The sequence below is a fragment of the Variovorax sp. LjRoot290 genome, assembly GCF_964253985.1.
Taxonomy (GTDB): Bacteria; Pseudomonadota; Gammaproteobacteria; order Burkholderiales; family Burkholderiaceae_C; genus Variovorax.
The window spans coordinates 3,678,258-3,700,623 of sequence record NZ_CAXURW020000001.1 but is presented as its reverse complement, the minus strand read 5'-3'; the positions used below and the strand labels follow the sequence as shown (position 1 = coordinate 3,700,623).

At 65.8% G+C, this 22,366-nt stretch carries 24 protein-coding genes; 14 read left to right on the top strand and 10 right to left on the bottom strand.

Annotated elements, in window-relative coordinates; all coding sequences use genetic code 11:
- Positions 1-10 precede the first annotated feature (10 nt).
- Positions 11-1,588 (top strand): alkyl hydroperoxide reductase subunit F, encoded by a 1,578-nt coding sequence (ahpF, locus tag ACSQ9A_RS18330; RefSeq protein WP_436304675.1) that lies wholly within the window; start codon positions 11-13, stop codon positions 1,586-1,588.
- Here the strand turns inward: ahpF and ACSQ9A_RS18325 are convergent.
- The 3 genes from ACSQ9A_RS18325 to ppsR form a co-directional block, all read right to left on the bottom strand.
- Positions 1,540-2,559 (bottom strand): FUSC family protein, encoded by a 1,020-nt coding sequence (locus tag ACSQ9A_RS18325; protein WP_436304674.1) that lies wholly within the window; start codon positions 2,557-2,559, stop codon positions 1,540-1,542. The two genes, ahpF and ACSQ9A_RS18325, sit on opposite strands and share 49 nt — an antisense overlap.
- Positions 2,556-3,008: a MarR family winged helix-turn-helix transcriptional regulator gene (locus tag ACSQ9A_RS18320; RefSeq protein ID WP_244503992.1), complete on the bottom strand. Its 453-nt coding sequence runs from the start codon at positions 3,006-3,008 to the stop codon at positions 2,556-2,558. Before ACSQ9A_RS18320 ends, ACSQ9A_RS18325 begins: the two co-directional genes overlap by 4 nt.
- Positions 3,009-3,070: 62 nt before the next feature.
- Positions 3,071-3,892 (bottom strand): posphoenolpyruvate synthetase regulatory kinase/phosphorylase PpsR, encoded by an 822-nt coding sequence (ppsR, locus tag ACSQ9A_RS18315; RefSeq protein WP_093109831.1) that lies wholly within the window; start codon positions 3,890-3,892, stop codon positions 3,071-3,073.
- A gap of 194 nt (positions 3,893-4,086) precedes the next feature.
- On the opposite strand from ppsR, the gene ppsA reads away from it, so the two are divergent.
- From ppsA to dnaB, 7 genes are all read left to right on the top strand, one after another.
- Entirely contained in the window at positions 4,087-6,480 is a 2,394-nt protein-coding gene (gene ppsA / locus ACSQ9A_RS18310) for a phosphoenolpyruvate synthase (RefSeq protein WP_093109830.1), read from the top strand.
- Between the two features lie 238 nt (positions 6,481-6,718).
- Positions 6,719-7,255, top strand: a complete 537-nt coding sequence (locus ACSQ9A_RS18305) for a hypothetical protein (protein WP_436304673.1) — start codon at positions 6,719-6,721, stop codon at positions 7,253-7,255.
- Between the two features lie 121 nt (positions 7,256-7,376).
- Positions 7,377-7,751, top strand: a complete 375-nt coding sequence (gene rpsF, locus ACSQ9A_RS18300; protein ID WP_093109828.1) for a 30S ribosomal protein S6 — start codon at positions 7,377-7,379, stop codon at positions 7,749-7,751.
- A 4-nt stretch (positions 7,752-7,755) separates the two neighbouring features.
- Positions 7,756-8,058, top strand: a complete 303-nt coding sequence (priB, locus tag ACSQ9A_RS18295; RefSeq protein ID WP_244503991.1) for a primosomal replication protein N — start codon at positions 7,756-7,758, stop codon at positions 8,056-8,058.
- A 21-nt stretch (positions 8,059-8,079) separates the two neighbouring features.
- A complete protein-coding gene (gene rpsR, locus ACSQ9A_RS18290; protein WP_007830781.1) occupies positions 8,080-8,361 on the top strand; it encodes a 30S ribosomal protein S18 in 282 nt (93 codons plus the stop codon).
- Positions 8,362-8,374: 13 nt separating this feature from the next.
- Complete coding sequence (gene rplI, locus ACSQ9A_RS18285) at positions 8,375-8,827, top strand: 50S ribosomal protein L9 (RefSeq protein ID WP_436291105.1); 453 nt, start codon at positions 8,375-8,377, stop codon at positions 8,825-8,827.
- Between the two features lie 187 nt (positions 8,828-9,014).
- Positions 9,015-10,421: a replicative DNA helicase gene (gene dnaB / locus ACSQ9A_RS18280; protein ID WP_093109826.1), complete on the top strand. Its 1,407-nt coding sequence runs from the start codon at positions 9,015-9,017 to the stop codon at positions 10,419-10,421.
- Between the two features lie 25 nt (positions 10,422-10,446).
- Here dnaB and ACSQ9A_RS18275 read toward each other — a convergent pair whose 3' ends face one another.
- The 6 genes from ACSQ9A_RS18275 to ACSQ9A_RS18250 form a co-directional block, all read right to left on the bottom strand.
- Entirely contained in the window at positions 10,447-11,157 is a 711-nt protein-coding gene (locus tag ACSQ9A_RS18275) for a helix-turn-helix transcriptional regulator (RefSeq protein WP_093109825.1), read from the bottom strand.
- Positions 11,158-11,200: 43 nt separating this feature from the next.
- Complete coding sequence (locus ACSQ9A_RS18270; protein ID WP_436304672.1) at positions 11,201-11,653, bottom strand: GyrI-like domain-containing protein; 453 nt, start codon at positions 11,651-11,653, stop codon at positions 11,201-11,203.
- A gap of 19 nt (positions 11,654-11,672) precedes the next feature.
- On the bottom strand, positions 11,673-12,122 hold the full coding sequence (locus ACSQ9A_RS18265) for an EVE domain-containing protein (protein ID WP_436291106.1): 450 nt from the start codon (positions 12,120-12,122) through the stop codon (positions 11,673-11,675).
- A 76-nt stretch (positions 12,123-12,198) separates the two neighbouring features.
- Positions 12,199-13,947 carry a PhoH family protein gene (locus tag ACSQ9A_RS18260; RefSeq protein WP_436304671.1) on the bottom strand — a complete coding sequence of 583 codons (1,749 nt, stop codon included), beginning with the start codon at positions 13,945-13,947 and terminating at the stop codon, positions 12,199-12,201.
- A 191-nt stretch (positions 13,948-14,138) separates the two neighbouring features.
- On the bottom strand, positions 14,139-14,615 hold the full coding sequence (locus ACSQ9A_RS18255) for a peroxiredoxin (RefSeq protein ID WP_093109821.1): 477 nt from the start codon (positions 14,613-14,615) through the stop codon (positions 14,139-14,141).
- Between the two features lie 135 nt (positions 14,616-14,750).
- On the bottom strand, positions 14,751-15,137 hold the full coding sequence (locus tag ACSQ9A_RS18250; protein WP_436304670.1) for an Mth938-like domain-containing protein: 387 nt from the start codon (positions 15,135-15,137) through the stop codon (positions 14,751-14,753).
- 66 nt (positions 15,138-15,203) lie between these two features.
- Here ACSQ9A_RS18250 and ACSQ9A_RS18245 point away from each other — a divergent pair, with 66 nt between their 5' ends.
- Genes ACSQ9A_RS18245 through moaD form a run of 6 tightly spaced genes read left to right on the top strand, consistent with a single transcriptional unit; the run spans position 15,204 to position 21,251 of the window.
- Positions 15,204-16,430, top strand: a complete 1,227-nt coding sequence (locus ACSQ9A_RS18245) for a pyridoxal phosphate-dependent aminotransferase (protein WP_436304669.1) — start codon at positions 15,204-15,206, stop codon at positions 16,428-16,430.
- Positions 16,431-16,458: 28 nt separating this feature from the next.
- The gene (locus tag ACSQ9A_RS18240; RefSeq protein ID WP_436304668.1) at positions 16,459-17,781 is read left to right on the top strand and encodes a homoserine dehydrogenase; all 1,323 of its coding nucleotides are present in this window, start codon (positions 16,459-16,461) and stop codon (positions 17,779-17,781) included.
- Positions 17,781-19,196: a threonine synthase gene (gene thrC, locus ACSQ9A_RS18235; protein ID WP_436304667.1), complete on the top strand. Its 1,416-nt coding sequence runs from the start codon at positions 17,781-17,783 to the stop codon at positions 19,194-19,196. Before ACSQ9A_RS18240 ends, thrC begins: the two co-directional genes overlap by 1 nt.
- Positions 19,197-19,211: 15 nt before the next feature.
- Positions 19,212-19,757, top strand: coding sequence for a molybdopterin-guanine dinucleotide biosynthesis protein B (gene mobB, locus ACSQ9A_RS18230; RefSeq protein ID WP_436304666.1), 546 nt, complete (start codon positions 19,212-19,214; stop codon positions 19,755-19,757).
- The gene (locus ACSQ9A_RS18225) at positions 19,750-20,997 is read left to right on the top strand and encodes a molybdopterin molybdotransferase MoeA (RefSeq protein WP_436304665.1); all 1,248 of its coding nucleotides are present in this window, start codon (positions 19,750-19,752) and stop codon (positions 20,995-20,997) included. Before mobB ends, ACSQ9A_RS18225 begins: the two co-directional genes overlap by 8 nt.
- A 2-nt stretch (positions 20,998-20,999) precedes the next feature.
- Positions 21,000-21,251 carry a molybdopterin converting factor subunit 1 gene (gene moaD / locus ACSQ9A_RS18220; protein ID WP_126836506.1) on the top strand — a complete coding sequence of 84 codons (252 nt, stop codon included), beginning with the start codon at positions 21,000-21,002 and terminating at the stop codon, positions 21,249-21,251.
- On the opposite strand, the gene dapA is transcribed toward moaD, so the two are convergent.
- On the bottom strand, positions 21,238-22,227 hold the full coding sequence (gene dapA / locus ACSQ9A_RS18215; protein WP_436304664.1) for a 4-hydroxy-tetrahydrodipicolinate synthase: 990 nt from the start codon (positions 22,225-22,227) through the stop codon (positions 21,238-21,240). The two genes, moaD and dapA, sit on opposite strands and share 14 nt — an antisense overlap.
- Positions 22,228-22,366 lie beyond the last annotated feature (139 nt).

Below are 22,366 nucleotides of genomic sequence, written 5' to 3'. Positions count from 1 at the left end.
TGAGTTCACCATGCTCGACGCCGGCACCAAGGCACAACTGAAAAGCTATCTCGACCGCATCACGCAGCCGATCGAAATCGTCGCTTCGCTCGACGACAGCAAGGCGTCGGGCGATCTGCAATCGTTGCTGAAGGACGTAGCCGACTCGTCTTCGCTGGTGAAGGTGACCGAGAGCCGCGACGACAACCATCGCAAGCCCTCGTTCTCGATCAACCGGCCGAGCCAGAGCCATGGCCCGCGCTTCGCGGGCATTCCGATGGGCCACGAATTCACCTCGCTGGTGCTCGCGTTGCTGCAGGTCGGCGGCTATCCGCCCAAGGTCGACGAAGCCGTGCTGCAGCAGATTCGCGCGCTCGACGGCGATTTCGAGTTCGAGATCTACATCTCGCTCACTTGCCACAACTGCCCGGACGTCGTGCAGGCGCTCAATCTGATGGCGGTGCAGAACCCGCGCATCAAGACCACCATGATCGACGGCTCGCTGTTCCAGGACGAGGTGAAAGAACGCCAGATCATGGCCGTGCCGACCGTGTTCCTGAACGGCACCGAATTCGGCCAGGGCCGCATGAGCCTGGAAGAAATCCTGGCCAAGATCGACACCAGCGGCGTCGAGCGCGAGGCGAAAAAGATCGCCGGCAAGGCTCCGTTCGACGTGCTCATCGTCGGCGGCGGGCCGGCCGGCGCGGCAGCGGCCGTGTATGCGGCGCGCAAGGGCATCCGCACAGGCGTGGCGTCCGAGCGCTTCGGCGGCCAGGTGCTCGACACCATGGGCATCGAGAACTTCATCTCGATCAAGGAAACCGAAGGACCCAAGTTCGCGCTGGCGCTCGAGGAGCACGTGCGCAACTACGAGGTCGACATCATGAACCTGCAGCGCGCCGCGGCGCTGGTGCCGGGCACGGATTTCATCGAGATCAAGCTCGAGAACGGTGCTTCGCTCAAGAGCCGCTCGGTCGTGATCTCGACCGGGGCGCGCTGGCGCAACATCAACGTGCCGGGCGAGCACGAGTACAAGAACAAGGGCGTGGCCTACTGCCCGCACTGCGACGGCCCGCTCTTCAAGGGCAAGCGCGTGGCCGTGATCGGCGGCGGCAATTCGGGCGTCGAAGCGGCGATCGACCTCGCCGGCATCGTGGGCCACGTGTCGCTGATCGAGTACGACACGCAACTGCGCGCCGACGCGGTGCTGCAGCGCAAGCTGAAGAGCCTGGCGAACGTCAGGATCGTCACCAACGCACAGACGACCGAGATCACCGGCGACAAGCAGAAGGTCAACGGCCTGATCTACAAGGACCGCGCGACGGGCGAGAGCCACCAGGTGGAACTCGAAGGCGTGTTCGTGCAGATCGGACTGGTGCCCAACACCGATTGGCTCAAGGGCACGGTCGAGCTCTCGAAGCACGGCGAGATCGTGGTCGACGCGAAGGGCCAGACCTCGGTGCCCGGCGTGTTCGCGGCGGGCGATGCGACGACGGTGCCGTTCAAGCAGATCATCATTGCGGCCGGCGATGGTGCGAAGGCCGCGCTCAGCGCCTTCGATCACCTGATCCGGACCTCGGCGCCGGCAGAGGAGGCCGTGGCTGCCTGAATGCGAAGGTGGGCGAGGCCCGTCAAGTCCTGCATCAGCAGGCGGGCGGCGGGTGCGATCCACGGGATCGGCGAAGAAGGCGAGGCCGGGGCGAACCGGCGCAATGCGGCAAGATCGGGTGGAGCGCCTGCTTCCAGGCTTTCTGCGCTGCTTTCGAGCGCTCGCCCCGCGGCTTGGCCGAGTGCTGTCCATGCTGCATCGTCGCGCGCGAGCGGCGCGCTCTCGGCCAGCCGAGCGAACAGGGCGGCGTCATGCGCGATGCGTGCCACGAGCTGCGCCGTCCGGGCGCAATCCTCGGCGCCGTCCTGCGCTCTGCGGCGCAGGCAGCGCCAGAGCTTCGCTTCCCGATCGGCGCCCACCGCCATCACGGCCAAGTCGCGCAATGCGAGCCGCGCTGCGCCAGCGGCGGCCTCCTTTTCTTCCGGCGTCAAAGGCGCCGGGCCGAGATCGCGTTGCACGTCGGCCGCGATGCGCCGCAAGACCGACGCACACGCCGCATCGAAGCGCGCTTGCGTGCGCGATGCCAGCCCCAGCATGGAGATCGCCACGCCCGTCGAGATCCCGATCGCAATCTCGACCACGCGCAGGCCGGCGACCTCGAGCGCCGGGTGGCCCGCGATCCCGCCGCTGGACAGCACGATCAATGCAGCGATCGGCGCGCTGCGCATCGAAGCAATCCATGCGCTCCCCAGCGCGAGCAGTGCCACGATGCCGAGCGTGGCCGCCGTCGACCCCACCCCGATGTGATGCTGCAGCCAGACACCGGCCAGTCCCAGGCCGGTACCGGCCAGCGTGCCGCGCACCCGGTCCCAGCCCGCACCGAGCGTGGAGCCCGTGGTCGGGCGCATCACGATCAAGGCGCTCATCACGGCCCAGAAGCTCTCGGGCATATGCAGGGCATCGGACGCCAGGTAGGACAGCACTACCGCGGCCGCCAGTTGAAGGCCGTGGCGCAACGTGGCGTCGTTCATGAACGGCCGACCGGGACTGTTGAAGGCTGCGCGCCCAAGCCTTCGGCCACACGGTCGATGAGCTCGCAGGCCGCGAGCAATTGCGCGCGCTCACCGGCGCTCAGCTGTGCGCCGAGCGCGGATGCAAGCGACGCCTCCCTGCGATGCACCTCGGCGGTGAGCAGATGCGCGCCTGCGGCAGTCAGGGACAGGATCGATTTGCGCGCGTCGCCCTCGTGGGCACGACGCTCCACGAGGCCATCGGTCTCGATTTCTGCGAGCAGCCTCGTCAAGGTCTGGAGCTTGACCCGCTCGTGCAGCGCCAGTTGCGTCGGCGTCAGCGGGCCGCGCCGGTACAGCTGTCCGAGCACGCTCAGCTTGGCCGAACCCGGCTGGTCTGTACTGCCCTGCGAACGAAGATGCCGTGTCAGCTGCGAAACCGCCGCGCGCAGACGCACGGCGGTGTGCATCGCATCTGCGGGAGGTTTGGGAGCCATCCGCAGATCATAAGATCAATCTTAGTAAAAGCCAATCAGTAGGTTAGCCGCTCGGGCCGCAGCTCCTGCAGGATGGTGGTCGCGATTTCCTCGATCGACTTGGTGGTGGTCGACAGCCAGCGGATGCCGGCCCGCCGCATCATCGCCTCGGCCTCGCTCACCTCATGCCGGCAATTCTCGATGCTCGCGTAGCGCGAGTTCGGGCGCCGTTCGTTGCGGATCTCGCTCAGGCGCTCGGGCTGGATCGTGAGGCCGAAGATCTTCTTGCGATGTGGCATCAGGGCTGGCGGCAACTGCCGGCGGTCGAAGTCTTCGGGGATCAGCGGGTAGTTCGCGGCCTTCAGGCCATGCTGCATGGCGAGATAGAGCGAAGTGGGCGTCTTGCCGCTGCGGCTGACGCCGACCAGGATCACGTCGGCGCCGTCGAGGTCGCGGTTGCTCTGGCCGTCGTCGTGCGCCAGGCTGAAGTCGATGGCCTGGATCCGCGCGTTGTATTCCTTGCTCTTGCTCACGTCGCTGAAGCGGCCGATGCGATGGTTCGACTTCATCGCCAGCTCGATTTCGAGCGGCCGCACGAAGGTGCCGAACATGTCGAGCAGCATGCCCTTGCAGCCGGTCTCGATCACCTCGAGCACGTCCATGTTGGCCAGCGTCGTGAAGACGATCGGCCGCAGACCCTCGATTTCGGCCGTGTGATTGATCCGCCGCACGGCCTGGTGGGCCTTGTCGACCGTGTCGGTGAAGGGCAGCCGCACGTGGCGGGGCTTCATCTCGAACTGGGCGAGGACGGCGTTACCGAAGGTTTCGGCAGTGATGCCGGTGCCGTCGGAAACGAAGAAAACGGTGCGCGTGTGCATGGTTGGCGGCCTTGTCCTGCGGCGCGCCGAAGCGGGCGGCGCCTACAATCCGGCCCATTATCGGGAATGCGCCAGCGCCGTTCCCCAATCCCAATGCCTTCTTTCATGCACACCGCCCCTGCGCCCAGAGCAAAAAGAACGATTGCGTCGCGCCGTCTGCATGTTGCCCCGGTTTTAACTTCTGGAGCTTTCCCATGTCTGCACTCTTCGAAGCGACCGCCCTGGTCGTTGCGTTTGAAAACCTGAGGATGACCGACGTCGAGTCGGTCGGCGGCAAGAACGCCAGCCTCGGCGAGATGATTTCCCAACTGCCCCAGGGGGTTCGTGTGCCCACGGGGTTTGCGACCACCGCCCACGCGTTCCGCCAGTTTCTCGCCCACGACGGCTTGGCCGACCGGATCAGCGCCAAGCTCAAGAGCCTGAATACCGAGGACGTGCGCGCGCTGGCCACGGTCGGCGCCGAGATCCGCGCCATGGTCGAGGCCCAGCCTTTCCCGGCCGACCTGCAGAAGGCGATCGGCGAGGCCTTCGCCAAGCTCAGCGCGGGCAACCCCGAAGCCTCTTTTGCCGTGCGCTCGTCGGCCACCGCAGAAGACCTTCCAGACGCCTCGTTCGCGGGCCAGCAGGAGACCTTCCTCAATGTGGTGGGCATCGACGACGTGCTCCACAAGATGAAGGAGGTGTTCGCCTCCCTCTACAACGATCGCGCCATCAGCTACCGGGTTCACAAGGGTTTCGCCCATGACGTCGTGGCGCTGTCGGCCGGCGTGCAGCGCATGGTGCGCAGCGACCTGGGCGCTGCGGGCGTGATGTTCACGATCGATACCGAGTCCGGCTTCGAGGACGTGGTCTTCATCACCTCGAGCTACGGCCTGGGCGAGACGGTGGTGCAGGGCGCGGTGAATCCCGACGAGTTCTACGTGCACAAGCCCACCCTTCGAGCCGGCAAGCGCGCGGTGATCCGGCGCAACCTCGGCTCCAAGCTGATCCAGATGGAGTTCGCGAGCGCGGAGGAAAAGGCGGCCAGCGGCAAGCTGGTGAAGACCACCGACGTGCCGACCGAGCAGCGCAACCGCTATTCGCTGAGCGACGCCGATGTCGAGCAGCTTGCGAAGTACGCCTTGGTCATCGAGGAGCACTATGGCCGTCCGATGGACATCGAGTGGGGCAAGGACGGTACCGACGGCCAGCTCTACATCCTGCAGGCGCGCCCCGAAACCGTGAAGAGCCAGCAGCAGGGCAAGGCTGAGCAGCGCTACAAGCTGCTGGCCAAGGGCGCCGTGCTGGCCGAGGGGCGCGCCATCGGGCAGAAGATCGGCACCGGTCCGGTGCGCCTGGTTCACAGCATCAGCGAGATGGACAAGGTCCAGCCCGGCGATGTGCTGGTAACCGACATGACCGACCCGAACTGGGAACCGGTGATGAAGCGCGCTGCCGCGATCGTCACCAACCGCGGCGGCCGCACCTGCCATGCGGCGATCATCGCGCGCGAACTCGGCATTCCGGCCGTGGTCGGCTGCGGCGATGCCACCGACCTGCTGAAGGACGGCACCCTGGTCACGGTGAGCTGCGCCGAAGGCGATACCGGCTTCATCTACGACGGCCTGCTGGAAACCGAAGTCACTGAAGTCCAGCGCGGCGAAATGCCCGAGATCGACATCAAGCTCATGATGAACGTGGGCAATCCGCAGCTCGCCTTCGACTTTGCCCAGTTGCCGAACCACGGGGTCGGCCTGGCGCGGCTCGAATTCATCATCAACAACAACATCGGCGTGCATCCCAAGGCGATCCTCGACTACCCGAATGTCGATGCGGACCTCAAGAAGGCCGTCGAATCGGTGGCGCGCGGCCATGCCTCGCCGCGCGCCTTCTACGTCGACAAGGTCGCCGAAGGCATCGCCACCATCGGCGCCGCGTTCTGGCCCAAGCAGGTGATCGTGCGCCTGTCCGACTTCAAGTCCAACGAATACCGCAAGCTGATCGGCGGCAGCCGCTACGAGCCGGAGGAAGAAAACCCGATGCTCGGCTTCCGTGGCGCGGCGCGCTACCTGAGCGCGGACTTCGGCGAAGCCTTTGCCATGGAATGCGAGGCGCTCAAGCGCGTGCGCAACGAGATGGGCCTGACCAACGTGCAGATCATGGTGCCCTTCGTGCGCACCCTGGGCCAGGCCGAGCGCGTCACGGGATTGCTGGGCGAGCATGGCCTGAAGCGCGGAGAGAACGAACTCAAGCTGATCATGATGTGCGAGGTGCCGAGCAATGCGATCCTGCCCGAGGAGTTCTTGAAGTACTTCGACGGCTTCTCGATCGGATCGAACGACCTGACGCAGCTCACTCTGGGTCTCGACCGCGATTCCGGTCTCGAACTGCTGGCGGCCGACTTCGACGAGCGCGACCCCGCAGTCAAGGCCTTGCTGAGCCGCGTGATCAAGGCCTGCAAGGCCCAGGGCAAGTACGTGGGGATCTGCGGGCAGGGGCCCAGCGACCATCCCGACTTCGCGCTCTGGCTGGCGGAAGAGGGCATCGAGTCGATCTCCCTGAACCCGGACAGTGTGATCGACACCTGGCAGCAACTGGCGCAACGCTGAAGCTCGAAGCTCGAAGCTCGAAGCTCGAAGCTCGAAGCGCGGCGGGCGGCCTGTCACCGCCGCGCTACAAATTTCGTCACACCCGGCTTGTAATTCCCATGTCAGCTCGGTGTAATTGCAACCAGATGAATCTTTAGTGTCAAACTCATGACCTAGGGGAGGCGCAGCCCCGAGAGCGTAGACAGAGGACAACCATGAAACCTCGATCGCTCTCGGGAAATTCGCGTTGGGGGACAGCATGATTCTTGTCAAGACGGAAGCCGGGCAGCAGGCGCTCAAGGACCGTTCGATCCGGCTCACGCCGCGCCAACGCTCGGCCTTCATCCTGTGCGATGGCAAACGCTCGGTGAGCGAAGTGCTCGATGCCGGCATGGGCATCGCACGCGAGGACATCGACCAGATGGTCGAACTCGGCTTGCTCGGGCAGGTGGGCGGAACGGCCGATGCGGCCAACGCAGGGACGGTTTCGGTCCCGCCCAATTCGGCTGCGCCGGCCGTTGAAGTTCCGAAGGAGGCCGCGCGGCCGGCCGCGCCCGCCCCGACGGAGGCGTCCGCGGCGCACCCAGCCCCGGGGCGCTCGAATCAGCAACGCTACAAGGACGCCTATCCGATCGCGACCCAACTCACCGGCAGCCTCGGCCTGCGGGGCTTCAGGCTCAATCTCTCGGTCGAAGGCACATCGACCTACGAGGAACTGCTCGCCCTGTCGCCCAAGATCCGCGACGCAGTGGGCCCGGAGAGGGCGGCCGCACTCGATCGCGCCCTGGGCCTTTGACGATCTTCAGGCACTTCCCGGACGGCGATACCCTGCTACAATAGCCGGCTTTGCCTTGCCACACTGCGACCGACGCTGCAGGTGGCTTTATCCCTTCCACGGAAGATCCACAAGGAGTGCCATGCGTCACTACGAAATCATTCTGCTGATCCATCCGGATCAAAGCGAGCAAGTTCCGGCCATGCTGGAGCGCTACAAGGGCCTGATCACGGCCGGCGGCGGCAAGGTCCACCGCGTCGAAGACTGGGGCCGCCGTCAGCTGGCCTACCAGATCAACAAGCTCAACAAGGCGCACTACCTGTGCGTGAACATCGAGGCCGAGCAGGCCGTGATGGCCGAACTCGAGCACGCGTTCAAATTCAACGACGCCGTCCTGCGCCACCTCACCGTGGTCAAGAAGAAGGCTGAGACCGGCCCGTCGTCGATGATGAAGACGGTCGAGCGCGAAGAGGCCCGCAAGGCTCAGCAGGCCGAGTACGCCGCCAACAACAACTGATGGTGTGAGCGCTGCCGCAGTCAACAGCCTCGTGCTGACTGCCTGCGTCGCCGAACTCGGTACCTTGCGCTTCACGCCTGCCGGCCTGCCTGCTATCGACCTGCGACTCGAGCACGAGTCGACGGTGACCGAAGCGGCCCAGCCCCGGCAGATCAAGGCGGCCCTCAAGGCCGTGGCCTTCGGCGCAGTGGCCGAGCGGCTCGCGAGACAGGCGTTGGGAAGTCTCTGGCGTTTTCAGGGCTTCCTCGCGACACCGGGCAACGGCAAGCACCCAGTGCTGCACATCCAGGATTTTCAGCAAGATTAATTTTCGAAAAGAGGTCCCACAATGGCCACGTTCAAGAAATTCAACAAAGACAAGCGCCCGAAGCGCAACACCCAGTCGCTGCTGTTCAAGCGCAAGCGCTTCTGCCGCTTCACCGTCGCCGGCGTCGAAGAGATCGACTACAAGGACATCGACACGCTGCGCGATTTCATCAGCGAAAACGGCAAGATCATCCCCGCGCGCCTGACCGGCACGCGCGCGATCTACCAGCGCCAGCTCAACACCGCGATCAAGCGCGCACGCTTCCTCGCGATGGTGCCGTACAGCGACCAACACCGCGTTTAAGGAGCAAGACACCATGCAAGTCATTCTTCTGGACAAGGTCGTCAACCTCGGCGTGCTCGGCGAGATCGTCAAAGTCAAGGACGGCTACGCGCGCAACTTCCTGATCCCCTCGGGCCGCGCACGCCGCGCCACCGAAGCCAACAAGGCCGAATTCGAAGCCAAGCGCGTCGAACTCGAAAAGGCCGCGGCTGCCAAGCTGGCCGAATCGCAAGCCCAGGGCGAGAAGCTCGCCGGCACCACCGTCAAGCTGACGCAGAAAGCCGGCGTCGACGGCCGCCTGTTCGGCTCGGTGACCAACCACGACATCGCCGAAGAGCTCAACAAGCAGGGCTACAAGGTCGCGAAGTCGCAGGTGCGCATGCCCAACGGCCCGATCAAGACCGTCGGCGACAGCACCGTCAGCGTTGCACTGCACACCGACGTGGTGGTCGACATCACCGTCACGGTGTACGGCGAAAGCGCGTAAGCCTTCGGCAAGGAGAAAACAAGATCGCTGGTGCGAACTTGTCCTTGTGGGCCGCCTTTGGGCGGCCTTTCTTTTTGGCCTGCTGTGTTGTCCCGCGCATTGCACCGACAACTCACCGTTTATCCACAGCCTTATAAGGTGACGCCGTCCGCCGTGCCGCTTAGCATGTGCGGCTGCAAGGAAGTCCATGTCCGCCGTTTTCTCCTATGCCGACAACGATCCGTCGGCCGACCGCCAAGTTGCGCAGCTGCGCATCCCCCCGCATTCGATCGAGGCCGAATCGAGCGTGCTCGGCGGCCTCTTGCTCGACAACGGCGCCTGGGACCGCATGGGCGACCTGCTCGTCGACGGCGACTTCTATCGCCACGAGCACAAGCTGATCTATGCGGCGATAGGAACGCTGATCAACGCCAGCAAGCCGGCTGACGTGATCACCGTCTACGAGCAGCTGCAGAACCTTGGCAAGGCCGAGGAAATCGGCGGTCTGGTCTACCTGAATTCGCTGGCGCAGTACGTGCCGAGCGCGAGCAACATTCGCCGCTACGCAGAGATCGTGCGCGAGCGCTCGATCCTGCGCAAGCTGGTGAGCGCCAGCGACGAAATCGCGACCAACGCTTTCAATACCCAAGGCAAGTCGGTCGACAAGATCCTCGACGAGGCCGAACAGAAGATCTTCAACATCGGTGAGGAAGGCACGCGCATGAAGCAGGGCTTCCAGGGCATGGATTCCCTGGTGGTCGAACTGCTGGACCGCGTGACCGAGATGGCGGAGAACCCCAACGACATCACCGGTGTGCGCACGGGTTTCTACGACTTCGACAAGATGACCTCGGGCCTGCAGCCGGGGGACATGATCGTGCTGGCCGCGCGTCCGTCCATGGGGAAGACTTCGCTGGCGATCAACATCGCCGAGCATGTGGCGCTCAACGAGGGGTTGCCGGTCGCGGTGTTCTCGATGGAAATGGGCGCTTCGCAGCTGGCGGTGCGTATCGTCGGCTCGATCGGGCGCATCGACCAGGGGCACCTGCGGACCGGCAAGCTCACCGACGAAGAATGGCCGCGCCTCACCGAGGCCATCGAGAAGCTGCGCAACGTGTCGCTGCACATCGACGAGACACCGGGCCTCACGACCAGCGAACTTCGTGCAAACGCACGCCGCCTCGCGCGCCAGTACGGGAAGCTCGGCCTGATCGTGGTCGACTACCTTCAGCTGATGAGCGTGTCGAGCAGCATGAGCGACGAGAACCGCGCCACGGCCGTGGGCGAGATCTCGCGCGGACTGAAGATGCTGGCAAAGGAACTCAAATGCCCGGTGATCGCGTTGTCGCAGCTCAGCCGCGGTGTGGAAAGCCGGACCGACAAGCGTCCGATGATGAGCGATCTCCGGGAGTCCGGTGCCATCGAGCAGGACGCCGACATCATCATGTTCATCTACCGCGACGACTACTACGACAAGAACAGCAAGGAGCCCGGCGTGGCCGAGGTGATCATCAGCAAGCATCGCAACGGCCCGACGGGCACGGTCAAGCTTGCATTCCTCAAGCCGCTCACCAAGTTCGAGAACCTGGCTGGCGGCGGAGGCGCCGACTTCTGACCCTGGCCGGCGGCGCGGACGGACGCTACCGCAGCCCGGACGATTGAGGTTCCGCCGGGTCCTCCTGCAGGCGGCGCAGCATCTCGGCCAGCGTCTTGCCGGGTTCGTCGCGAAAGCGCTCGGGCAGAACTTCGACCTGGTCGATGCGATCGATCCGGAAGGCTCGAAAGTCCTGCCGCAGCTCGCACCAGGCCGAGAAGGTCCAGACCCGGCCCCAATAGAAACAGCCGAGCGGCCGCACGATGCGCTGGCTCGGCGCGCCGCTGACGTCGCGGTAGTCCATGCTCAGCTTGTTGCGCGACTGCACCGCTTCGCGCAGCGTCTGCAAACGGGCGCGCGTGCCATCGTCGATGGAGAACGCCGGCGCGAAGAGCGCCAGGCTTTCTGCCGAGGCGCGCGCTGCCGGCGGCAGCACCGAGAGGATCTTGCCGAGCGCGGTCTGGATGTCGCGCGCCAGGGCGGGATCGACCGAGCTCTGGGCCAGCCTCGCCGAGGCGACGAGGGCCGCGGCCTCATCCTGCGTGAACATGAGCGGCGGCAGGTCGAAGCCGGCGCCCAAGCGGTAGCCGACGCCGGCTTCCCCTTCGATCGGCACGCCCTGGCGCTGCAGGTCGGCCACATCGCGGTAGACGGTGCGTTCCGACACTTCCAGGCGCTGTCCCAGGAATGCGGCGGTCGTGAGTCGTCGCCCGCGGATGAGCTGGACGATCTGGAACAGGCGGTCGGCGCGGCGCATGCAGGCAAGTCAATGTCGAACGGGCTTCTTGTCGAAATCTTTGTCAGTCCAGGGTGACGCCGATGTGGATGGCGACCTGGTCGGGGCCGCTGTAAGCCTCGAAGTCGCTGCGATAGGTGCGCTTGATTTCCGGGTGCTGCTCGAAATACTGCCAGATCGACTGCCAGACCGCGAGCACCATCTGCGGCATTTCGCCTTGTCCGCTGAAGACGAGGTAATCGCCGGCTTCGATCCGCACGGTCGCCGGGCCGTCCGAGACGGCCACGCCGGTCGTGATGTCGAAGGCGCCGTGCGCATCGGATTCGTAGGCCGAATAGACGCCGTAGAGCCGCATGTCGTTGATCCGGTGCGGCCTTTCATAGGCTCGCTCGTCGAAGAAGCGCGTCCAGAGCTTCCCGATCCGGGCCGATTGCGGATCGTTTTCCTCGCGGTTTGTGGTTCGCACGGTCAGGCCGGCGATGCTGAACGCGTCATGGCGTTGGAGCTGGGGTTGCATGGTTTCTTCTCCTCTTGAATCAAAGGTCCAATGCCCTGATGCTGGCGTTCATGGCGCCGGCGATCAGGTGGATGTCGTGGTCGCTGACTTCGAGCAGCCCGAAGCGGAGCTTGTAGCCCCAGCGCTTCGGGTCCTCGACGAAGTCGAGGTGGTCGATGAGCGGCAGGATCGGTGCCTCCTGCGCGGCCACGTAGCCCACGTCGCGTCGCCACGCCACGAAGCCGCCGCCCATGTCCGCTTCGTAGGGCTCGCCCTTCTGCACGACGCCGATCGAGACGAAGCTCTGCAGCTTGTCGGTGCCGTGGAGCACCGTGGCGGGCGCGTAATAGGCGACACGATCACCCGGCGCGAGGCGCCGGAGGGGCGCGAGTTTGCCATGGCCGACCTGCATGAAGCCCAGGCCGGCGTGGTCGCGCCCACGGCGTGCATGTTCTGCGCTGGCGACGGCGATCCAATTCCTGCGGTTCATGCCGCCAATGCTGCGCGGAGGCTACTGACAACGTCCTGTCAGCAGCCTTCGCGCAAAGCGCAGGAACGCAGGCCGGCTACAGCACGTCGCTCGCGAAATCCGCCAGGCGCGAGCGTTCGCCGCGCGCCAGCGTGATGTGCCCGCTGTGCGGCCAGCCCTTGAACTTGTCGACCGCGAAGGTCAGGCCGGAGGAGCCTTCTGTGAGATAGGGTGTGTCGATCTGCGCCAGGTTGCCCATGCAGATGATCTTGGTGCCCGGGCCCGCGCGCGTGACCAGCGTCTTCATCTGCTTGGGCGTCAGGTTCTGCGCCTCGTCGATGATCACGTACTTGTTCAGGAAGGTGCGCCCGCGCATGAAGTTCATGCTCTTGATCTTGATGCGGCTGCGAATCAGCTCGTTGGTGGCCGCGCGGCCCCATTCGCCGGCGCCGCCGCTGTCGCCCTTGGCCAGGAACTCGAGGTTGTCGTCGAGCGCGCCCATCCAGGGCCCCATCTTTTCCTCTTCGGTGCCGGGCAGGAAGCCGATGTCTTCGCCGACGCTCACGGTCGCGCGGGTCATGATGATCTCGGTGTAGCGCCGATCGTCGAGCACCTGGGTGAGGCCCGATGCCAGCGCCATCAGCGTCTTGCCGGTGCCGGCGGTGCCGGTCAGCGTGACGAAGTCGACCTCGGGGTCCATCAGCAGGTTCATCGCGAAGTTCTGCTCGCGGTTGCGCGTGTTCACGCCCCAGACGGCATTCTTGATCGACCCGTAATCCTTGAGCGTCTTGAGCACCGCCGTCTTGTCCCGGATCTCGGTGACCCGTGCATACATGCTCGGCTCGCCGGGCGCCTCGAAGTAGACGAACTGGTTGATGTAGAGGTTCGGGACGATCGGGCCGCTGATGCGGTAGAAGGTGCTGCTGCCGCTCTGCCAGCTTTCGATGGTCTTGCTCTGGCGCGTCCAGAAATCGGCCGGCAGCGCCAGCGAGCCGGAGTAGAGCAGGTCGCCGTCTTCGAGCGTCTTGTCGTTCTGGTAGTCGTCCGCCGCGAGGCCGAGTGCACGCGCCTTGACGCGCATGTTGATGTCTTTCGACACCAGCACGACCTCCTGCTTCGGCCGGCCGGGCGCGTCCTGGGCATAGAGGTCGCGCAGTGCCTGGACGACGCCAAGGATCTGGTTGTCGGCCTTGCCCTGGGGCAAGCTGGTCGGCAGCGCATAGTCGAGCGGAGCGGTCTGGAAGAACAGCTTGCCGCCGGACTCCCGGTGGCCGGTGGAGTCGAGCTTCAGGCCCTTGGCGATGTCGGCGCCCTGCGTGCCGGCGAGCGCATCGAGGGTGCGGCTGGTCTGGCGGCCGTTGCGCGCGACTTCGGTCGTGCCTTTCTTGTGGCCGTCGAGTTCCTCCAGCACGATCATCGGCAGGAAGATGTCGTGCTCCTCGAAGCGGAACAGGCACATCGGGTCGTGCAGCAGCACGTTGGTGTCCAGCACGAACAGCTTGGCCGGGCCGTTGGGTTTGCTGCGCTTGGCGCGCGCCGCGTTCTGTGGTGCAGCGGGGGCTGGAGCGGGGCGGCTCTCGATCTGGCTGCGCGACGGCGCGGTCGGCGCCGGAGAGGGCGCCAGCGCCCTGACTTTGGGCACGGGCGGCGCCTCGATGCTGCCGCCGCCTTCTGCGGCGTGACGGTCGAGCAGTTCGAGCGGCTGGGGCCCGCTGGACCGGGTCTCTTCAGTTCGCCGATCGGACGAGCGGCGGCCGTTTCTTCCGTGCGAAGAACGGGCGGGCGCGTCGTGCGCGTCCGGCGAAAGCAATGCGGCGCGTTTCGTGGGTGCGGGAGGCAGGGGCATGGGGCAGTTCGCTCGCAAAAAGAAAGAGGCCAGAAAGCGAAAAAGCCGCCTGAAGACCAGGGCGGCTTTGTTCGGGGGATGCGGTCGTGGAGCTCAACGGCATGAAACCATTATGCACATCGAATGTGTCACCTCCCGTGAACGTTGCGCATCGCCAACGCGACCGCGCAAAAGTACACGCTTGCAGGAGATCAGGCGGCCTTCTTGAGCGCCTTGACTGCTTTGAGCACGTCATCGACATGGCCTGGGACCTTGAGGCCGCGCCATTCGGCCTTGAGCACGCCGTCGGCACCGATCAGAAAGGTGCTGCGCTCGATGCCCTTGACCTTCTTGCCGTACATGATCTTGTTCTTGACCACGCCGAACATGTGGCACATCTTTTCTTCGGTGTCGGCGATCAGCTCGAAAGGGAGCTCGAGCTTGGCCTTGAATTCGTCGTGCGACTTCATGTTGTCGCGCGACACGCCGAAAACGGTGGCGCCGGCTTTCACGAAATCCTTGTAGCGGTCGCGGAACTGCATCGCTTCGGTGGTGCAACCGGGCGTGTTGTCCTTGGGGTAGAAGTACATCACCAGCACGTGCCCGAGGTGCGAGGTGTTCGAAACCTTGATGCCGCCGGTGGCGTTGGCGTCGAATTCGGGAATGGGTTTGTTGACAACGATCGCCATGAAACTTGTTTTCTCCGTTTGATTCCATGTTCGAGCCCGCTCCTGGCTCTGGAGGCGCTCGAAATGGAGGATTGGTCGTTGCTTTACTGGGCGGGCTGCCGCTTTGCAACCCGCTATTTTACCCCGAAACGCCCTCTATTTGCCGTCATCCGGCCTCTCGACCAGCAGGGCGGCAACCACATGACGGCCTTCGCCCGCGAGGATGTTGTAGGTGCGGCAGGCGGCGGCCGTGTCCATGGTCTCCACGCCCGTGCGCTGCGCCATGAGTGGCTGCAGCCAGGCTGCCTGCGGAAAACGGATGCGCCCGCCGCTGCCGAAGATGATCAGTTCGGCGCCCATCGAGGCCAACTGCGCGAAATGCTCGGCGCCGAGCTGGTCGAAGCGGGTGCAGTCCCACGCGAAGCGCTCGCCGCGCGAGCCGATCACCACGCTGCTTTCGATCTTCTCGTAGTTGACGGCCACCCAGCCGGGACCGTGTGCGGTGAGGGTCTGGACGTCGGATTTGTCGGGCTGGAGCTTCATCGGGAGGCCGGGGGAACTGTGGTCAAATTATAGGTTTTCCCCCGTGCAGACGCCCTTGGAGGGACTTTGAAAGCGATCAAGAAATCGGCCAAGCTGGCCAACGTGCTCTACGACATCCGCGGCCCGATCATGGACGCCGCGAAGCAGATGGAGGAAGAGGGCCAGAAGATCATCAAGCTCAATATCGGCAACCTCGCGCCGTTCGGCTTCGATGCGCCCGAAGAGGTGCAGCAGGACATGATCCGCAACCTGCCGGCCTCGTCCGGCTACTCGGACAGCAAGGGCATCTTCGCGGCGCGCAAGGCGGTGATGCACGAGACCCAGAAACAGGGCATCGCGGGCGTGACGCTCGACGACATCTACCTGGGCAACGGCGCCAGCGAATTGATCGCGATGGCCGCCAACGCGCTGCTCAACGACGGCGACGAGCTGCTGCTGCCTGCCCCCGACTACCCGCTGTGGACTGCGGTCGCGAGCCTTTCGGGCGGCAAGCCGGTGCACTATCTCTGCGACGAGGACAACGGGTGGATGCCGAGCCTCGACGACATCCGCGCCAAGATCACGCCCCGGACCAAGGGCATCGTGGTCATCAACCCCAACAATCCGACGGGGGCGCTGTATTCGGACGAGCTGCTCCAGAGCATTGTCGCGATCGCGCGCGAGCACGGCCTCGTGATCCTTGCCGACGAGGTCTACGACAAGGTGCTGTACGACGGCGTCAAGCACACCGCCATCGCCAGCCTGTCGAAGGACGTGCTGACCCTGACCTTCAACTCGCTGTCGAAGAGCTACCGCTCCTGCGGCTACCGCGCCGGCTGGCTCGTGGTGTCGGGCGACAAGAAGATCGCGCAGGACTACATCGAAGGCCTCAACATGCTTTCGAACATGCGCCTGTGTCCCAACGTGCCGGGTCAATGGGCGATCCAGACGGCGCTCGGCGGCTACCAGAGCATCAACGACCTCGTGGGGCCCGGCGGCCGCCTGCGCCACCAGCGCGATCTGGCCTACGAGCTCATCACCGCCATCCCCGGGGTGACTTGCGTCAAGCCGAATGCCGCGCTCTACATGTTCCCCAAGCTGGACCCCAAGGTCTACCCGATCGACGACGACCGGCAGTTCTTTCTCGAGCTGCTGAAGGAAACCAAGGTGATGCTGGTGCAGGGCACCGGCTTCAACTGGGCGACGCCGGACCATTTCCGCATCGTGTTCCTCCCGCATGAGGAAGACCTGCGCGAAGCGGTGCAGCGCATCGCCGACTTCCTCGAACGCTACAGAAACCGGGCCGCCGCCTGAGGCCCTCATCGCTCAAGAGACGAAACGAATGAAACCCATCCAAGTAGGCCTGCTCGGCATCGGCACGGTCGGTAGCGGCACCTTTCAGGTGCTGCGGCGCAACCAGGAAGAAATCAAGCGCCGTGCCGGGCGCGGCATCGAGATCACGATGGTCGCCGACCTCGACCTGGCGCGCGCCAAGGCTGCCGTCGGCGAGGGCGTGCAGGTCGTGAACGACGCGCGCGCCGTGATCGCCAACCCCGACATCGACATCGTGATCGAGCTGATCGGCGGCTACGGCATCGCGAAGGAACTGGTGCTCGAGGCGATCGCCGCGGGCAAGCACGTGGTTACCGCCAACAAGGCGCTGCTCGCGGTGCACGGCACCGAAATCTTCGCGGCCGCCCATGCCAAGGGCGTGATGGTGGCCTTCGAGGCCGCCGTGGCCGGCGGCATCCCGATCATCAAGGCGCTGCGCGAAGGGCTCACGGCCAACAGCATCCAGTGGATCGCCGGCATCATCAACGGCACCACCAACTTCATCCTCTCGGAGATGCGCGACAAGGGCCTCGATTTCGGCACCGTGCTGAAGGAGGCGCAACGCCTCGGTTACGCCGAAGCCGACCCGACCTTCGACATCGAAGGCATCGACGCCGCGCACAAGGTCACGCTGATGAGCGCCATCGCCTTCGGCATCCCGGTCCAGTTCGACAGGGCGCATATCGAGGGCATCACCAAGCTCGCGGCGCAGGACATCAAGTACGCCGAGCAGCTCGGCTACCGCATCAAGCTGCTCGGCATCACCAAGCGGAAGGCGCAGGGCATCGAACTGCGAGTGCACCCGAGTCTCGTGCCCTCGAAACGCCTGCTCGCGAACGTCGAAGGCGCGATGAACGCCGTAGTGGTCAACGGCGATGCCGTCGGCACCACGCTCTACTACGGCAAAGGCGCCGGCAGCGAGCCCACCGCCAGCGCGGTGATCGCCGACCTGGTCGACATCACCCGTCTGCACACGGCCGACGCGGCGCACCGCGTGCCGCACCTGGCCTTCCATCCCGACGCCATGAGCGACCTCAAGGTGCTGCCGATGGCCGAGGTCGTGACCAGCTACTACCTGCGCCTGCGCGTCGCCGACGAGGCCGGCGTGCTGGCCCAGGTCACGGGGCTGCTCGCCACGGCCGGCATCAGCATCGATGCGGTGCTGCAGCGCGAAGCCGACGAGGTGGGCGGCGAGGGTTCGACGCAGACCGACCTGATCATCCTCACGCACGACACGCGCGAAGGCACGCTGGACGACGCGCTCGCCCAGCTGCAGGCGCTGCCCACGGTGCTGGCGCCGATCGTGCGCATCCGCAAGGAAGAGCTGTCCTGATGCGCTACCTGTCCACGCGCGGCCATCCGGACCGCCGCCGCTTCTGCGAGATCCTGCTGGAAGGCCTGGCGCCCGACGGCGGCTTGTACCTGCCCGAGCGCTACCCGCAGGTCGACGCGGCCACGCTCGCGAAGTGGCGCGGCCTGCCGTACGCCGATCTGGCCTTCGAAGTGCTCTCGCTCTACATCGACGACATTCCGCCGGCCGACCTGAAGGCGATCTGCGCCAAGACCTACACCGCCGAGGTGTTCGGCACGCCCGAGATCGTGCCGCTGCGCGAGCTCGAAGATGGCGTCTATCTCGAGGCCCTGTCCAACGGCCCCACGCTCGCCTTCAAGGACATGGCGATGCAGCTGCTCGGCAACCTGTTCGAGTACGAACTCGCGCGCCGCGGCGAGGAGCTCAACATCCTCGGCGCGACCAGCGGCGACACCGGCAGCGCCGCCGAATACGCGATGCGCGGCAAGAAGGGCGTGCGCGTCTTCATGACCTCGCCCGACGGCCGCATGAGCCCGTTCCAGCAGGCGCAGATGTTCAGCCTGCAGGACGCCAACATCCACAACATCGCGATCGCCGGCGTGTTCGACGATTGCCAGGACATCGTCAAGGCGGTCTCGAACGACCTGAATTTCAAGCGCAAGTACAGGATCGGCACCGTCAATTCGATCAACTGGGCGCGCCTCCTGGCGCAGGTGGTCTATTACTTCGCTGGTTACTTTCAAGCGACGGCGGACAACGAAAAGCAGGTGAGCTTTACCGTGCCTTCCGGCAACTTCGGCAACGTCTGCGCCGGCCACGTGGCGCGTTCGATGGGCCTGCCGATCCGCACGCTGGTGGTCGCGACCAACGAGAACGACGTGCTCGACGAGTTCTTCCGCACCGGCGTCTACCGCGTGCGCTCGGCCGCCGACACGCACGAGACCTCGAGCCCCTCGATGGACATCTCCAAGGCCAGCAACTTCGAGCGCTTCGTGTTCGATCTCGTGGGCCGCGATGCAGCGAAGGCGCGCGGCCTGTTCGAAGGCGAGCTCGGCCGCAACGGCCGCTTCGACCTGAGCGCCGACCCGGCCTTCGCGCAGGCTTCCGAACGCTTCGGTTTCGCGAGCAGCCGCAGCACGCATGCGGATCGGCTCGCGACCATCCGCGACACGGACAAGCGCTTCGCCACGCTGATCGACACACACACGGCCGATGGCCTCAAGGCCGCCCGCGAGCATCTCGCACCGGGCATTCCGATGATCGTGCTCGAGACCGCGCTGCCCATCAAGTTCGCCGAAACCATCGTCGAGGCACTGGGCCATGAGCCCGAGCGCCCCGCGCGCTTCGAAGGCATCGAGGCGCTGCCCAAGCGCGTCGTCAAGCTGCCGGCCGAGGCCGAGGCGGTGAAAGCCTACATTGCCCAGCACTGTGATTGATCGCGAAGGCGGCGCATGAAAGTCATCGGCTTCGCCGGCTTTTCGGGCGCGGGCAAGACCACGCTGGTCGAACGCCTGATCCCCGTGCTCAAGCTGCACGGCCAGCGCGTTTCGGTGGTCAAGCATGCCCATCACAAGTTCGACATCGACCATCCGGGCAAGGACACCTTCCGGCATCGCGAAGCCGGTGCCTTCGAGGTGGTGGTCGGGTCGGACAAGCGGCTCGCGCTGATCCGCGAGTTCGAGCGACCGACGCAGCTCGGCGTGCACGACCTGGTGGCCGAGCTCGATGACCGTGTCGACTGGGTGCTGGTCGAAGGCTTCAAGCACAGCGACCTGCTCAAGATCGAGATCTGGCGCGAGCCCGGGGAGGGCGAGGCCGCTCGCCCCGCGCGCTACGTGGAAGACGCGCACATCGTCGCGATCGCGACCGACACGCCGGAACGCCTGCCTACCGCCACCGAGCTGCCGATCTTCGACCTGAATGACGTCGATGGCATCGGCGACTGGCTGCTGCAGAACGCGGGGCGTTTCGAGTACAAGGTGGAACGCCATGGCTGATCCATCCGCACGTCCTCCCTTGATGCCGCTCGACGAAGCGCTCGCGCGCCTGCTCGCGGCCGCCACGCCGCAAGTCGGCATCGAAAGCGTCTCCACCTTCGAGGCCGACGGCCGCGTGCTCGCACAGGACGTGGTGTCGGCACTCACCGTGCCGCCGCGTGACAACAGCTCGATGGACGGCTACGCGCTGCGCGTAGCCGATTGCGCGGCACCCGGCGCGGTGTTGCGGGTGGCGCAGCGCATTCCGGCCGGCAGCGTGGGCACGCCGCTTGCGGCCGGCACGGCAGCGCGTATCTTCACCGGCGCGCAGATTCCCGAAGGCGCCGACGCGGTCGTGATGCAGGAAGACACGAGCGCGCTGCCCGAGGAGGGTGGCCTCGGAAGCGTGCGCATCGAGACCGTGCCCACCGCGGGCCGGTGGATTCGCCGCGCCGGCGAAGACGTGGCGGCCGGCGACGTGGTGCTGTCCAGGGGCGAACGCCTCACGCCCGCGGGCCTGGGGCTGGCCGCCAGCGTCGGCCTCGACCGGTTGCAGGTGGCGAAACGCCCGCGCGTCACGCTGCTGTCGACCGGCGACGAACTCGTGATGCCCGGCGAGGTGGCGCCCGAGGCGATGAAGCCGGGCTCGATCTACAACTCCAACCGCTTCTTCATGCGGGCGCTGCTCCAGCGGCTGGGCTGCGAGGTGAACGATCTGGGCATCGTGCCTGACCGGCGCGACGCGACCATCGAGGCCCTGCGCGCCGCGTCGCTTCGCAGCGACGTGATCATCACCACCGGCGGCGTGTCGGTCGGCGAGGAAGACCACATCAAGGCCGCCGTGCAGGCGCTGGGCCAGCTCGACCTGTGGTCGCTCTCGATGAAGCCGGGCAAGCCCTTCGCCTACGGCCGCATCGGCGACGCGCACCTCACCGGGCTGCCCGGCAACCCGGTTTCGAGCTTCCTGACATTCCTGCTGCTCGTGCGCCCGTTCCTGCTCACTCTGCAGGGCGCGACGCGCGTGGCGCCGGCGCCGATCGCGATGCGTGCCGATTTCGACTGGCCGCGCGCCGACCGGCGCCGCGAGTTCCTGCGCGCGCGGCGCAACGCCGCGGGCGGGCTCGACCTGTTCGGCAACCAGAGCTCCGGCGTGCTGACCTCGATGGTCTGGGGCGACGGCGTGATCGACACGCCGGCGGGCCGGCCCTTCAAGGCCGGCGACACCGTGCAGTTCATTCCCTTCGCATCGCTCCTGGCCTGAACATGAAAGTCACGGTGCGTTATTTCGCCTCGGTGCGCGAGGCACTGGGAACCGGCAGCGAGACCGTCGAGACCGGCGCGTCCGATCTGGCCGCGCTGCGCGACGAGTTGATCGCGCGCGGCGAGCCCCATGCAAGCGCGCTGGCTCGCGGCAAGGCCGTGCGCATGGCGCTCGATCAGGTCATGAGCGCCGAGAGCGCTGCGCTGCGCGAAGGCCAGGAAGTGGCCTTCTTCCCGCCGGTCACAGGCGGCTGAGCGCGGCCTGCATCCGAAAGAGGTGCTCGCGCAGCGCGCTGCCGGCCCGCGTCATCGGCGCGCGCAACTCGTCCTGCATCCATCCTTCGTTGGCGAGCACGGCCTTCAACGGTCCGGGGTTCGGTTCGGCGAAGAGCGCTTCGATCAAGGGCAGCAAAGGCTGCCATTGCGCGCGCGCTTCGGCCAGCCGGCCTTCGCGCAACAGCTGAACGACCTGCACGAAACGCGCGGTCTGCAGATGCGCGCTGGCCGCGATGGCGCCCACGCCGCCCTCGGCCAGCGTGCCGAAGAGCTGTGCGTCTTCGCCGGCCAGCACCTGGAGGCGGCCGTCGGCGATCAGCGCCCGGGTCTTGGTCATGTCGCCGCCGCAATCCTTGACCCCGCGGATGCGCGGATGGGCCGCGAGCGAGAGCAGCGTCTCGCGCGCGATCGTCGCGCCGGTGCGGTAGGGGATGTCGTAGACCAGGAGCGGCACGGTGCTCGCTTCAGCGATCGCGCCGAACCACGCGACGAGGCCTGCCTGCGAGGGCCGGATGTAGCTCGGCGCCGGCACCAGCAGCCCGGCCAGCCCGCAGTCGTTCAGCCGGTGCACCCAGTCCAGCGTCTTGCCGAGGTGGTAGCCCGAGATGCCCATGATGCGCGGCAGCGCGGGCGCGGCCTTCGCGACCGTGGCGAGCACGGCCAGCTGTTCGTCGCCGTCGAGCGCCGCTGCCTCGCCGGTCGAGCCGCAGACCACGAAGCCGGCAATGCCGGTGGACGCGAGCCGCTCGGCCAGCGCGGCGAGCGCCGCGTGGTCGACGGTGCCGCCCTTGCGAAACGGTGTCACGAGCGGGATCCAGAGGCCCGAGAAATCAGGGGTGGAAGAAGAGGGGTGCACGCGGATGTCCTTCAGGAATCGACCGATGGAAGAACCACCATCGGATGCGCGCACACGAGAAAACAGCTTCAGCTGGAGCCTTGCAGTTCCGTCGCTCATCCGACGACGGAACCGAAGCTCCGGTCAGACGAGCTCTGGTTTTTTGGCTTTGCCGCCCACGCGCACGCAGGCCATCGCTTCGGGCGAAGCGGGGTGGCGGTGCGGGGCGCGGGAAGGCATCGCCGCAGTCTAGCGCGGT

What these genes read in the sequence shown, in the direction of transcription:
- ACSQ9A_RS18255 (WP_093109821.1), bottom strand. Translation starts at nt 14,615, where the DNA reads ATGGCGATCGTTGTCAACAAACCCATTCCCGAATTCGACGCCAACGCC.
- rpsF (WP_093109828.1), top strand. Translation starts at nt 7,377, where the DNA reads ATGCGTCACTACGAAATCATTCTGCTGATCCATCCGGATCAAAGCGAG.
- ACSQ9A_RS18250 (WP_436304670.1), bottom strand. Translation starts at nt 15,137, where the DNA reads ATGAAGCTCCAGCCCGACAAATCCGACGTCCAGACCCTCACCGCACAC.
- rpsR (WP_007830781.1), top strand. Translation starts at nt 8,080, where the DNA reads ATGGCCACGTTCAAGAAATTCAACAAAGACAAGCGCCCGAAGCGCAAC.
- ACSQ9A_RS18240 (WP_436304668.1), top strand. Translation starts at nt 16,459, where the DNA reads ATGAAACCCATCCAAGTAGGCCTGCTCGGCATCGGCACGGTCGGTAGC.
- ahpF (WP_436304675.1), top strand. Translation starts at nt 11, where the DNA reads ATGCTCGACGCCGGCACCAAGGCACAACTGAAAAGCTATCTCGACCGC.
- dapA (WP_436304664.1), bottom strand. Translation starts at nt 22,227, where the DNA reads ATGAGCGACGGAACTGCAAGGCTCCAGCTGAAGCTGTTTTCTCGTGTG.
- ACSQ9A_RS18260 (WP_436304671.1), bottom strand. Translation starts at nt 13,947, where the DNA reads ATGCCCCTGCCTCCCGCACCCACGAAACGCGCCGCATTGCTTTCGCCG.
- ppsR (WP_093109831.1), bottom strand. Translation starts at nt 3,892, where the DNA reads ATGCACACGCGCACCGTTTTCTTCGTTTCCGACGGCACCGGCATCACT.
- ACSQ9A_RS18275 (WP_093109825.1), bottom strand. Translation starts at nt 11,157, where the DNA reads ATGCGCCGCGCCGACCGCCTGTTCCAGATCGTCCAGCTCATCCGCGGG.
- ACSQ9A_RS18265 (WP_436291106.1), bottom strand. Translation starts at nt 12,122, where the DNA reads ATGAACCGCAGGAATTGGATCGCCGTCGCCAGCGCAGAACATGCACGC.
- ACSQ9A_RS18270 (WP_436304672.1), bottom strand. Translation starts at nt 11,653, where the DNA reads ATGCAACCCCAGCTCCAACGCCATGACGCGTTCAGCATCGCCGGCCTG.
- ppsA (WP_093109830.1), top strand. Translation starts at nt 4,087, where the DNA reads ATGTCTGCACTCTTCGAAGCGACCGCCCTGGTCGTTGCGTTTGAAAAC.
- mobB (WP_436304666.1), top strand. Translation starts at nt 19,212, where the DNA reads ATGAAAGTCATCGGCTTCGCCGGCTTTTCGGGCGCGGGCAAGACCACG.
- moaD (WP_126836506.1), top strand. Translation starts at nt 21,000, where the DNA reads ATGAAAGTCACGGTGCGTTATTTCGCCTCGGTGCGCGAGGCACTGGGA.
- ACSQ9A_RS18305 (WP_436304673.1), top strand. Translation starts at nt 6,719, where the DNA reads ATGATTCTTGTCAAGACGGAAGCCGGGCAGCAGGCGCTCAAGGACCGT.
- thrC (WP_436304667.1), top strand. Translation starts at nt 17,781, where the DNA reads ATGCGCTACCTGTCCACGCGCGGCCATCCGGACCGCCGCCGCTTCTGC.
- rplI (WP_436291105.1), top strand. Translation starts at nt 8,375, where the DNA reads ATGCAAGTCATTCTTCTGGACAAGGTCGTCAACCTCGGCGTGCTCGGC.
- dnaB (WP_093109826.1), top strand. Translation starts at nt 9,015, where the DNA reads ATGTCCGCCGTTTTCTCCTATGCCGACAACGATCCGTCGGCCGACCGC.
- ACSQ9A_RS18325 (WP_436304674.1), bottom strand. Translation starts at nt 2,559, where the DNA reads ATGAACGACGCCACGTTGCGCCACGGCCTTCAACTGGCGGCCGCGGTA.
- ACSQ9A_RS18320 (WP_244503992.1), bottom strand. Translation starts at nt 3,008, where the DNA reads ATGCACACCGCCGTGCGTCTGCGCGCGGCGGTTTCGCAGCTGACACGG.
- ACSQ9A_RS18225 (WP_436304665.1), top strand. Translation starts at nt 19,750, where the DNA reads ATGGCTGATCCATCCGCACGTCCTCCCTTGATGCCGCTCGACGAAGCG.